Consider the following 11,675-nt stretch of genomic DNA (forward strand, 5'->3'; position numbering starts at 1 on the left):
TGCAACTTCTTTTACTAAGTCATCCACACACAATTTTTCTTTAGTGATTTGAGTTTCGATTTGTTTTAAAGGATCCACAATGCAAAACCTCCTACTATTGCTGGCACCGTTTGTGATAAGTGTGTAATAACATTCGCTACTTCCAATCCGAACATCATTGCTGTTCCAGCAAACTCAGATTCGGTAACTTTTAACCATTTAGCATAAGTGAAAATATCTATTGTCTTTCTGCCACTTTCTAATTTACTGATAGCTGATTGTGTACTATTTAATTTATCTGCCATTTCCTCCTGAGTAATATTTGCGTCGACTCGGAATTTTTTTAACATCTTTCCGACTTTCGCGAAATCTGCAACCATATTCATTTGCCCCTTTATTCCAATTTAGAATATATTCCATGAAGGAATACTAATTTCTACCAAGTTAACTTAATATAGTGATAAGAGGTAGTTGCCCCTACCTCTTTTACTAGATTGGTAGTTTGATTTACATTGAGGCCATTTGCCCTGGCCTCTCCTATGCTCTTGGTTGTTGTTTCAACCATTTGAGTAAAAATTCACTTGCTTCTTTGGCTGGTATTACCCATTTCGTTCCAACCTTATATCTAGGGAAATCAGGTAAAAAGAAGAATGTTTCTAATACAAAACTGCGTGACATACACGTTTTTTCACATAAGGTTTTTAAATCCCAAAATATAAATTCAGATTCAATAGTTTGTAATTTAGCTTTGATTTCTTCACGTGCCATGTCGATAACTACTTGTCTATCTACTTGTACTTGAATCATGTATGACACCTCCGATGTTAGTTCATGCTTTTCCCAAGTGATCTATTGTGGAGAATTCAGTTAAAAGTATGTTTGCAAGAGCCACTTGTCCTTTACCAGTGATTAATGGCGTTCCTGTTTGCATGTCGCCTTCTGTTCTAGCAACAATTGCAGGTCTTACACGAAACCATCCGTTCATGATATATTTTTGTTTAGGTAAATTGCGTTCAGCACCATGTTGTTTAATTAAGTAACCATTCTCACGTAACCAAGCCATCAGTTTGTTACGTCCAAGGTTTATACCATGTTTTTCATAAAGCATTTTAGCGAATGTACCAATATTTATAGCGCCATCAGATATAGCTACTACTTTTCCGAATTTCGTAAATGGAGCATCTTGCTCAATTTGTTGATGTAGTGCTTCATTCTCACGCTTTTGACGTTCAACTGTTTTTTGAGCGATTAGAAAACCTTTGGCTAAAATAGTCATTTCATCATCATCTTTTGTAGTTACGATGTAGCCACCATTAAGACGAATTTCCTTTAAAATGTCTTTAACTTGTTTTTTAAATTGTTTAGCGATGGGTTTTCGTGATTGCATTAACACTTCATACAAACCATCTTCTGTTAAAAACCATGTTTCTTGAGGTCCTCCATGGGTGTAAACATTGTTTACTACCTTCTCGTCTGCATCTACTGATTTCAACATCATGCGTGTATTACTGTGTTCAATCCAATCAGCTACATCCTTTGCAAGAAACAATGGATTTTCTGATGTTCCATATACCTTGAATTTTTTTGTTAAGACTTCTTGTTCGTGAATAATTTGTAGTTGAGTCATTTTTAAACCTCCTTATTGTAATAGGTGGATAATCAGGCTGTTTTATTCTTAGAAACTAAGAATTTTTCTTTAAAAAAATTTGCTTCTACATTTAAACCAACGCAAATCTGTTCATACTCATCCGCCGATAGGATTGAGTCACCATTAATAACGCGGTAAAACCTCTTTAATTCAATAGAAGATTTATCAGCAACATAATTCATTTTCAATCCATTAGTCTCTATATACCGACGAATTCTTTCGTGTACTTTCACGTGAATCACCCCTTTTTCTTAATATCTAAGAACTCGTTAAACTAACTATAATTCTTAAATTCTAAGAAGTCAATAAAAATTCTAAGTTTTTAAGAAAAATATTCTTTATTTTTGAGATTGTGATTAAATGTTCTTAAACTTAAAGAAAAAAAGGTGGTGTTATAATGAGTAATTTAGGCGATCGACTTAGAATGGCTCGTCAAAAAAGTGGTTTAAGACAAACGCAAGTAAAGGAAAGAACTAACATTAATAACAAAACGCTCAGTGGCTATGAAAATAACGTTAGCGAACCTGATATGAATACTTTGACTGTTCTGACTGAATTATATGGAGTTTCTTATAAATGGCTTTTAACTGGTGAGGGCGAAATGGTTGCACCTAATTTAACAACGAAAAAAACATCTTCTTTATCTGAAAAGGATGAACGCGATATAGCAAAACGGATGGCCGAACTACGTGAAGATTTATCATCTGCAAACGGTTTACTATTCGAGGGTGAACCTATGAGTGAAGAAGCAAGAGAATCTTTGTTGGAAGCTATGGAATTCGGAGTACGTCTTGCAAAGAAAAATAATAAAAAATATATTCCTAAAAAATATCGAGAAAATGATGAACAATAACATGATTCGAGGGGTTGCGGATGGGATGGATCAAAAAGAAGGTCCAGTGTTTATATGAAAAATATAATACTAGAAATCCATTTACATTAGCGAAGTATTTAAAAATAGAAATTCTTTATTGGGATTTACCTCCCGATATAAAAGGATTTTATCAATATGAAAAACGTAATCGATTTATTTTTATTAATAGCAACTTAAGTGTCGAAGAACAACTTATTGTTTGTGCTCATGAACTAGGTCACGCAATTTTACATACTAAATTAAATACTCCTTTTATGAGAGCCAATACTTTGTTTTCTGTTGATAAAATTGAAGTACAAGCAAATACATTTGCTGCATATCTATTAATCCCAGATGAAAATTTATTTGATTCATATGATCGAATGACAATTTTTGATATAGCTGCCTTATATATCGTTCCAGTAAAGTTAGTGGAATTAAAATTTAAGGGGCTATTTTAATACCTAGAAAAGAACATATATTCTTATTTTGAGGTGGTGAAATTATGGCTTACTTCCGTAAACGAGGCAACCACTGGGAGTATCGTATTAAATACAATGACGCTGGTAAACAAAAAGAAATATCGAAAGGTGGTTTCAGAACTAAAACTGAAGCACGTTCTGCTGCTGTTTTAGTAGAAGAAAAATTACTAAAAGGTGGAGTAGAGAAGTTAAGAAAAGGTGAAATTCTCTTCGAAGATTGGTTGGAAATACATAATAAAATGAATAACCAACATAGAAGAGAATCTAGTAACATTTCAGCTTTGAATGGACAAAGAAAATTACTTAATAAATTCAAAGGGTATAAATTGAATAGAATCAAGAGAGCAGAATATCAACTGTTTATTAATGATCTATTATTTCATTTTGATTATGCTAAAAACACTGTTGATAGAATTCATGGCGAAATGATGTCTATTATTAATAGTGCAGTGGAGCATGATGAATTAGAGAAAAATTTATTAAGAGGAATACAAATTACTAAAGATGAAGAAGAAGAAAAAACCGTATTTTTGAACAAAAATGAGGTAAAACAATTACTATCGGCGATTGAAACCGAAGATATTTTTAAGCGTGTAATGGTATTTACTTTACTTCATACTGGCTTACGAAGTGGAGAAATATTAGGTTTATTTTGGTCTGATATTGACTTTGTAAATAAAACACTTACAGTTGATCGTCAACGCACTAGAACAGGGTTAGGTCCACCGAAATCTAAATCAAGTTATAGAACAATCAGTATCGATGATAAATTAGTTAACGAATTACTTGATTATAAAGCTTGGCAAGAAGAAAATGAAACGTCCAATAGTAACTACCAAAAATCTGAATTTGTATTTGTTGACGAGAACGGAAAAATGTTTTATCAAACGAAACCTCAAGACATGATGAAAAATCTACTGAGGTATGCCAAGTTACCTCCTAGAAAATCTACTCACTTATTAAGGCATACTCATGCAGTTATGATGTTAGAGGCTGGTGTAGATATTAAAACTGTTAGTACCAGACTTGGTCACAAAAATATAGACATAACTGCAAACACCTATTTACATGTAACTCCTGAACACGAAAGAAATGCCCTCAAAAAATTCGGAGATTATCTAGAAAATTGATCTTTTGGGGGCAAAAAAGGGGCAATCTAATGATTACCCCTCTTCGAAGCCTTATATACCAACGTTTTGTTGCTGTTACCCTATAATTACACGTTCCTTCGGATAGTGATAGCTTGATTTTTTACCTCTTCCCCCACCACCAAGAGTATACAAGAAGGAAATTAAGCCGACACGACCAACAAACATTAAAATAATAATGATAATTTTGCCAACGATTGATAAATCAGAAGTGATACCTAATGACATGCCACATGTACCGAATGCTGAAGTAATTTCAAAAATAATTTGTATCAGTGATGCATGTGGCTCAGTTATAAGTAAAATAATAGTCGCAACTAAGACCATAAAGAAAGCCAACAGAATAACAACAAACGAGCGGAAGACATCAATTAAATGTATTTCTCGTCCAAATACTTGAATATCCTCTCTTCCTCGTGCGAAGGTAATGAGAAATAGGATAGCCATGGCGAATGTTGTTGTACGTATCCCACCACCAACTGAACTAGGTGAAGAACCGATAAACATGAGGAAACTCATAAAAATATCTGTCGCTTCACTAAATGATGTTACATCATATGTTGTAAGGCCAGCTGAGCGTGTCGAAACCGAATGAAACATAGCAGAAAATAGCGCTTCATGCCAAACCATTCCTTTAAATGAATGAAATGATTCCAGTAAAAAAATGACGATTGCACCAACTACAAATAATATTGCATATGTAGAGGTAGTAATTTTTGTAAATAAACTGAATCGGAAATTTGCATGACGATTCATCAAAAAAGTTTTTACTTCTATTAGTACTGGGAAGCCTATCGCGCCAAGGACAATTAGTACCATCGTTATCAATTGGACAAAATAATCGTTATGAAACGGTAGCAAGCTCATTCCTGTAATATCGAAACCACCATTAGTAGTTGCAGAAATAGAAGCAAATACACCATGTAGAAACGCTTCCTCTAATGTATCGAAATAATTAGTAAAGTGTAATGTGAGTATAAATGCACCTACAACTTCAATACCAATTAATATTTTTAATATTTCCCGTATTAATTGAACAACCCCAGATAAATTATATTGGTTATGGTCTATCATAATTAATTGACGCTCACGCATCCCTATTTTCTTCCCAACCAGTAACCAAACAAAGGTACCAAGTGACATAATACCAATGGCTCCTAGCTGCAGAATAACAAGCACCATCACAAGTCCAAAGGTTGTATATGTCTCTGATATATTAAATGTTGTTAAACCCGTTACACTAACTGCACTTACTGCTGTAAACAAGCTATCTAATAACGAAACTTTCACACCTTCTTGATGAACGCCTGGAAGTCGTAGTAACAGGAAGGAAATCGCTATGGCTATAAAATAATAAGATACTAGTACCTGAAACGGCGTTACAAGCCTATTCGAAGATTTTTTCCAAGGCACTTTCATAACTCCTTCCATACTCTAAACTCGATAGATATTAGTATAGAAAAAATACGTCAAAAAAGAAAGAGGAATAGATATGACTATTCCCATAGTGTTGAAAAATTAAATAGTCAAGGGACTCTTTGTGAATATTTAGTCAAAATGAAGGTGATTTCCGTTCCAGGGTCTCGTCTGTCTCGCTATCCCACGGGAGTCGAGTAGCCTTGCACTCCAATCAGCAATAGTGTAGAACTTTAAATATTTTCTTCCCTCAAAAGTAGCATATTACTCACCATCATTAAATGGATAGAATATTGGTACAATTCTACAGATGTTAACCTACATTTTATGCGGAAAACAAACTACTTTGTAACTTTACATAAAATACTCTTCTGTTTTCGCATAGAAAAATGTTATCAAAGCTCCATTTTTGCACAATATAGTGATAGCTAAGACTTCAAATTTATCACAATATATTTGTGTGAATTGCCAGAAGTAAATACGATGAGCAAAGGTTGATTGGAGTGTAGACTGAGTGACTCCTTGGGGATTCAGCGTCACAGATGAGACCCTGGAGCGAGCATATTAGGGGAACGAAGGCTAAAAGCATCACGTCCTGTGATAACGCCTTCGTGACCAACCTCCTGTTGCCCCAAGCGGCTCATCGGACGCCCCCAGGAAGCTCTGCTCTGCGCGAAAGCGAAGCGTCAGCGGCAAAGCACTCAGTCGGAACGGAGATCAACCCCTCGTTTTGAAAAAGGGCTATACTTTTTAATTTGTCACCTTGATTTCATTGACATAATAGTATTTCAACAACATGGGAATAAATATGACTATTCCTCAAAAAAATTAATGTGTCTGATTTTTATTCCGTACACCTACTAAATAACCTACTAGTGCAATGGCTACTAGTACAACCCAAAAAGTTACCTCCCACACTGTAGAATGAGGGAACTCCACTGGTAAAATACCAACTCTTTCGTGTGACAATGTTAACACAACAAGCTTCACACCAACCCATCCTACAATTAAAAACGCAGCCGTTTCAAGTGAAGGATAGTCATTTAATACTTTTACAAACCATTGTGCAGCGAACCGCATCATGATTACGCCAATAAATCCGCCAAGTAACATTACTGTAAATTGACCACCATTGATACCGCCAATATCAAAATGTCCTAGCTCTGGTAGCGTGACTGCTATTGCTACTGCTGCAAGCATAGAATCAATAGCAAATGCAATATCCGCAGCCTCTACCTTAAGCACCGTCATCCAGAAACCACTACCTCTTTTCGCTACTTTCTCATTCGTTTCATCTGTTGAATCCTCTTTATGGCGTAAATCATATATATTTTTAGCTGACATGAATAATAAATACGCTGCTCCAAGTGCTTGAATTTGCCAATAATTCACTAGCACTGTAATAATAAATAGCGCTGAAAATCGGAAAATTAATGCGCCAAATAATCCGTAAAATAATGCTTTTTTTTGTTGATCACGCGGTAAATGTCTTACCATTACAGCCATTACGACTGCATTATCTGCTGCCAATAACCCTTCTAAAACAATAAGTACAATAAGTACCCACCCATATTGTAATAAAATTGCTTCCACGTTAGTGCCTCCTCTTTCTCTGTATACCCAAATTAGTCATTACTATACAGGTACAAAAGAAAAGACCTCTGCCCTATGAAAAGGCAAAGGTCTCGCTAAGTAAATAAATCCCTTCTTCAAGAAACTTCATCTCTATACTAATGAGCATAGAGTTATTTACTATCACATCCGATGGTAAAAACCATGTCCTGACGAATGTGAAACCAGCTACAACGCTCGTATCTGCTAGCTACTCCCCTTTGACAAAATGTCGAAGGTGTTCTTCTGTAAAAATTATTATAGCACTATCATTAATTGGTGGCAAAATTATCTATCTACTAGTTCATCTAATAGCTGATTGGATATATGTGAGATGCTATTTTATCTGAATTTGATAGTTTTTATCTTCTTTATGTGCTAAATAGAAATCAATCATTATAGGCATCGTTTCTATAAAATCTGGACATGTAATCCCACCCTTTGTTAAAATCGCCGCTGCTTCAGTTGTATCGAAATGAGCATTCCACGTTAAGTAGTCTAACGTTTCCAGTTCTACCCCAAGCTTTTTTCGAATAAGCGGAACTTGCAAAGATACTTTTGCTAGAATCAAGGGTAATTGTCCTTTAGGATTTTGATTCGTTAACAACTTTACCATTGATCGATATACTTCCTGTATAGGATGTGGATTCGGATCTGTTAAATGTAAGGTCTTTCCTTCAGCAGACTTTTCATCAACTAGATACGTTGAAGCATTAATAATATAATCTACTGGAACTACATTAATTGTTGAGGTAGATTGACCGATATACGGGATAAAAGGCAACCATTTTAGCTTGTCCACCATATTTAAAAAGAAGTAGGGGCCATCAAATTTTATTGTTTCTCCCGTTTCCGAATGACCACGCACAATACCAGGGCGAATAATCGTTAATGGAATTTCTGATTTTAAATCTTCTACACGATGCTCTGCCTCATATTTTGTTTCCTCATAATAGTTTTTAAATGCAGGAGGACGAATGAGTTCATTTTCTTTTAAAACACCTTCACGTGTACCTGCCACATAGGCTGTACTAAAGTACATATAACGTCTTAAATTCGGAAGACTTCGAACAAAATCATTGACCATCGTTGTACCATGCACATTTACCTTCCAAGCTATATCACGTGGTACTGCTAAATCATATATAGCAGCTAAGTGCCAAAGCACTTCTATTTGAGATACAATTTCCTGTACTGTTTGATTTTCTAGCCCAAGATTCGGTAATGTAATATCTCCCTCCACTATGCGAATCGAACAATTTGGAAACTCCGCGATAATAGAATCTTTTTCAAAATTAGCCTTTATTAATTCTCCCGCCAAAACGATAACTATAACTTCCTGTGCCTGATTTTTTCGAAAAATCTCCCTTATCAATTGACTTGAAATGAATCCTGGAAAACCTGTAAAAAATTGAACTCCCATCTCTCATTCCCCCTGAGCCTACCGCATCTTCCGAGTTTCTTTATCCATTAAGCTATAAACTGTCGGTACAATATATAATGTCAGCAAAGTTGATGTAACAAGTCCGCCAATAACTGCAATACCCATAGGCTGATTCATCTCTGTTCCTTCACCAAAGCCTAGTGCAAGTGGTAGCAAACCTAAAATGGTCGTGAGTGCTGTCATTAAAATTGGGCGGAGCCTGTCCTGGGTAGCAAGTAAGATCGCATCATAGGTCCCCATTCCCTTAGACTTTTGCTGATTAATATAATCTACAAGCACAATTCCGTTATTAACGACAATACCTACAAGGACTAAGATGCCTATAACAGAGGTCACCCCAATTAGCGTATTCGTCATAAACATTGCTATGGCAACACCAATAATCATTAATGGTACCGTAAACATGATTACAAATGGATGCTTAAATGATTCGAATTGTGCTGCCATTACGATATATACAAGCACTACAGCTAGTGCAACGGCTAATAGCATATCATTGATGGCACTATCATAAAGTTCACGATCTCCACTAAAGACTACTTGTGTTTCAGAAGGTAATTTAGACTTTTGCAATGCTTGGTCTACTTTAGCCGAAATACCTCCTAAAGATTCCTTTGTTTCATACTCTACAAAAAATGCTACAGCGGCCGCTTGATCAGAACGTCTAATTGATACTGGCCCTTCTTGAACAGCAACAGTAGCTATATCCTCAAGCTTTACAAATAAGCCAGCAGGAGAACGTAGCTGCATTGATTTTAAAGATTCAATACTATCATTAAATAAATGTCCAAAGCCTGTATAGACAGGTAATACTGCACCATCCTCTGCAATGATTTGTGTAGTTAGCTGTCCCTTTGTCATTTGATTAACCATTTGTGCAATTTGTGCAGGAACAAATCCGTAATCTTTTGCCCTTTCTCGGTCTACCTCCACTTGAATTTCTTTTACAGTGTTATCTAAATCTGTGGAAACATTAGTCACAGCATTTACCTTTAAAAGCTCCTGTTGTACTTTATTGACAGCACTATGAAGCCTCTGCTCATCAGAATCTGTCAATCTAAATGTCAAGGTATTTGGAGATGAGCCAGTTGATGTGGAGACATTAAAAGTGATTTCTGCCTGTTCACCTAGCTCTGCATGTATATCTTGCTCAAGCTCCTCAACAAATTCAAAGATTGAACGTTTTCTATCTGCTAAAGGAACCAGCTTTACATAAAGCTCAGCCTGATTTGCACTTGTTTGTCCACGAGCCTGTGATTGTTGTGTACCACCGACTAAGCTGACATATACATCCACATCCTTCTCCTGTTTTAAGCGATCTTCAATTTTCGCAACTACTTTCTCCGTTTCAGATACAGCAACACCCTTCTCTAAATTTACATTAATAGAAGTAAACCCTTCATCGGTTGGAGGCAAAAACTCTGTACCAATTCGCATAAGACCAAACAGCGCGATGCCAAAACATACGATTGTTGAGATAAGGATAAGCATTCGATGTCTCAATACCCAAACAATGGAAGCTTTATAATTTTTATATAAGAATGACTCATTACGTTTCTCATAAATGTTCACAGCTTTTATTTTTAAAAGACGGCTTGCAAGCATTGGAACAACCGTTAATGCAACCACTAAAGATGCAATTAAACTAAAGGAAATCGTTAAGGCAAATTCTGTGAAAATCTGTCCTATTAATCCCTCAATAAACATGACAGGAATAAATACTGCAATTGTAGTAAGAGTGGAAGCAGTGATGGCAAGCGCTACCTCTTTCGTCCCTTCTTTAGCTGCTATTATAGGGTTTTTACCAATTCCTAGATGACGCTCAATATTTTCAATAACAACGATGGCATTATCAACAAGCATCCCAATCCCAAGTGCTAAAGCTCCCAATGTCATAATATTGAGGGAGAAGTTCGCAAAATACATTAAAACAAATGTGACAATTACCGAATATGGAATAGCAATGCCTATAATAATAGGACTTTTCACGCTACGTAAAAAGACAAATAGCACGAACATTGCAAATAAGCCACCTAAAAGTAATGACGATCCAATATTGCTAATCGCCAAATCTACATAGTTTCCTTGATCTGTTAATACATCAGCAACAATTCCTTGATATTGTTTCTTTGTTAATAATTCATTTAACGCATCTTGAAAAGCCTTCGATACCTCTGCTGTATTCGCATCTGATTCCTGTAGAACAGACATTAATACAGCCGGATGGTTATTTGCCTTTGTTGTCGTCATGGATTTTTGCTCTGCACGTTCAACAACTGCTACATCTCCAACTGTCAAGGCTTTACCATCTAATGGATTTACTGAAACAATTAAATCAGCAATGTCTTCAGGTGTACCTAATGTGCTCAGGATACGTGTAGTTAGCATTTTTCCATCGTTTGTTAATACGGGCTCCCCTGGAAGAGATACATTATTCGATTGAATGATTTGTATTATATCGGCTTGCGTTAATCCCCTTTCAACTAGCTTTGATTCATCTAAAGTTAGTTGAACTTCTTCTACAAGCTTACCAGAGACATTTACACTTGCGACTCCTGCTGTTCGACGAAGCTCTTTTTCTAAGTCCTCCGCCAATAATCGTACGTCTACATCATCATTTTCTGCACGAAGTGAAAGCTGTATAATCGGAAATTGAGATGGGTCAAACTTTAGAAAGCTAGGCTTCTCAGCATCATTCGGTAAGGGGGTCATATCAATTCGCTGTAAAATATCAAGCTGTACATTCTCTATATTGGTTGACCAATTAAACTCAAGTACAATTAAATTGGATCCTTCTTGCGAGGTAGACTGTAGTTTTTTGATACCTGGCAGGGTTGCAAGCGTTGTTTCTAAAGGCTTGGTTATCTTTTCATTCACTTCTGTTGGACTCGCACCAGGATAAGAAGTAACAACGACGCCTATAGGTGGATGTAGCTCAGGAATTAGCGTAATTGGTATTTTTAATAAAGAAACTCCACCTAAAATAATGACAAATAGCATTGTAACAATTGTAAAAACGGGTCTTTTAATTGAAAAATCACTAATGTTCATTTTGTACAAACTCCTTCTCTATCTCTTCCTTCCTATGATAACC

Annotated in this window: 11 protein-coding genes; 3 read left to right on the plus strand and 8 right to left on the minus strand. The window is 35.8% G+C overall.

From position 1 onward, the window contains the following. Positions 1-65: 65 nt before the first annotated feature. The 4 genes from AC1RNS_RS22530 to AC1RNS_RS22545 form a co-directional block, all read right to left on the minus strand. Positions 66-359 carry a helix-turn-helix domain-containing protein gene (locus AC1RNS_RS22530; RefSeq protein WP_492995901.1) on the minus strand — a complete coding sequence of 98 codons (294 nt, stop codon included), beginning with the start codon at positions 357-359 and terminating at the stop codon, positions 66-68. 157 nt (positions 360-516) lie between these two features. Continuing rightward, positions 517-786 (minus strand): group-specific protein, encoded by a 270-nt coding sequence (locus tag AC1RNS_RS22535; protein ID WP_492995903.1) that lies wholly within the window; start codon positions 784-786, stop codon positions 517-519. Between the two features lie 22 nt (positions 787-808). Further along, positions 809-1,606, minus strand: coding sequence for a phage antirepressor (locus tag AC1RNS_RS22540; protein ID WP_492995905.1), 798 nt, complete (start codon positions 1,604-1,606; stop codon positions 809-811). Positions 1,607-1,638: 32 nt separating this feature from the next. Then, complete coding sequence (locus AC1RNS_RS22545) at positions 1,639-1,860, minus strand: helix-turn-helix domain-containing protein (protein WP_492995906.1); 222 nt, start codon at positions 1,858-1,860, stop codon at positions 1,639-1,641. 164 nt (positions 1,861-2,024) lie between these two features. Between AC1RNS_RS22545 and AC1RNS_RS22550 the strand changes: the two genes are divergently transcribed. The 3 genes from AC1RNS_RS22550 to AC1RNS_RS22560 are packed head-to-tail and all read left to right on the plus strand — an operon-like array spanning position 2,025 to position 4,092. Beyond that, positions 2,025-2,480, plus strand: a complete 456-nt coding sequence (locus AC1RNS_RS22550; RefSeq protein WP_492995908.1) for a helix-turn-helix domain-containing protein — start codon at positions 2,025-2,027, stop codon at positions 2,478-2,480. A gap of 20 nt (positions 2,481-2,500) precedes the next feature. After that, positions 2,501-2,941 carry an ImmA/IrrE family metallo-endopeptidase gene (locus tag AC1RNS_RS22555; RefSeq protein ID WP_492995910.1) on the plus strand — a complete coding sequence of 147 codons (441 nt, stop codon included), beginning with the start codon at positions 2,501-2,503 and terminating at the stop codon, positions 2,939-2,941. Positions 2,942-2,985: 44 nt separating this feature from the next. After that, on the plus strand, positions 2,986-4,092 hold the full coding sequence (locus AC1RNS_RS22560; RefSeq protein ID WP_492995912.1) for a site-specific integrase: 1,107 nt from the start codon (positions 2,986-2,988) through the stop codon (positions 4,090-4,092). Between the two features lie 75 nt (positions 4,093-4,167). On the opposite strand, the gene AC1RNS_RS22565 is transcribed toward AC1RNS_RS22560, so the two are convergent. From AC1RNS_RS22565 to AC1RNS_RS22580, 4 genes are all read right to left on the minus strand, one after another. Continuing rightward, positions 4,168-5,523: a TrkH family potassium uptake protein gene (locus AC1RNS_RS22565; protein WP_492995914.1), complete on the minus strand. Its 1,356-nt coding sequence runs from the start codon at positions 5,521-5,523 to the stop codon at positions 4,168-4,170. A gap of 831 nt (positions 5,524-6,354) precedes the next feature. Beyond that, positions 6,355-7,119 carry a TerC family protein gene (locus AC1RNS_RS22570; RefSeq protein ID WP_492995916.1) on the minus strand — a complete coding sequence of 255 codons (765 nt, stop codon included), beginning with the start codon at positions 7,117-7,119 and terminating at the stop codon, positions 6,355-6,357. Positions 7,120-7,474: 355 nt separating this feature from the next. After that, positions 7,475-8,560 carry an SDR family oxidoreductase gene (locus tag AC1RNS_RS22575; protein ID WP_492995918.1) on the minus strand — a complete coding sequence of 362 codons (1,086 nt, stop codon included), beginning with the start codon at positions 8,558-8,560 and terminating at the stop codon, positions 7,475-7,477. 18 nt (positions 8,561-8,578) lie between these two features. Beyond that, positions 8,579-11,632, minus strand: coding sequence for an efflux RND transporter permease subunit (locus tag AC1RNS_RS22580; RefSeq protein ID WP_492995920.1), 3,054 nt, complete (start codon positions 11,630-11,632; stop codon positions 8,579-8,581). Positions 11,633-11,675 lie beyond the last annotated feature (43 nt).

Source organism: Lysinibacillus sp. GW821-FHT14F06 (assembly GCF_058803665.1).

What these genes read in the sequence shown, in the direction of transcription:
- AC1RNS_RS22575 (WP_492995918.1), bottom strand. Translation starts at nt 8,560, where the DNA reads ATGGGAGTTCAATTTTTTACAGGTTTTCCAGGATTCATTTCAAGTCAA.
- AC1RNS_RS22540 (WP_492995905.1), bottom strand. Translation starts at nt 1,606, where the DNA reads ATGACTCAACTACAAATTATTCACGAACAAGAAGTCTTAACAAAAAAA.
- AC1RNS_RS22530 (WP_492995901.1), bottom strand. Translation starts at nt 359, where the DNA reads ATGGTTGCAGATTTCGCGAAAGTCGGAAAGATGTTAAAAAAATTCCGA.
- AC1RNS_RS22580 (WP_492995920.1), bottom strand. Translation starts at nt 11,632, where the DNA reads ATGAACATTAGTGATTTTTCAATTAAAAGACCCGTTTTTACAATTGTT.
- AC1RNS_RS22550 (WP_492995908.1), top strand. Translation starts at nt 2,025, where the DNA reads ATGAGTAATTTAGGCGATCGACTTAGAATGGCTCGTCAAAAAAGTGGT.
- AC1RNS_RS22555 (WP_492995910.1), top strand. Translation starts at nt 2,501, where the DNA reads ATGGGATGGATCAAAAAGAAGGTCCAGTGTTTATATGAAAAATATAAT.
- AC1RNS_RS22560 (WP_492995912.1), top strand. Translation starts at nt 2,986, where the DNA reads ATGGCTTACTTCCGTAAACGAGGCAACCACTGGGAGTATCGTATTAAA.
- AC1RNS_RS22535 (WP_492995903.1), bottom strand. Translation starts at nt 786, where the DNA reads ATGATTCAAGTACAAGTAGATAGACAAGTAGTTATCGACATGGCACGT.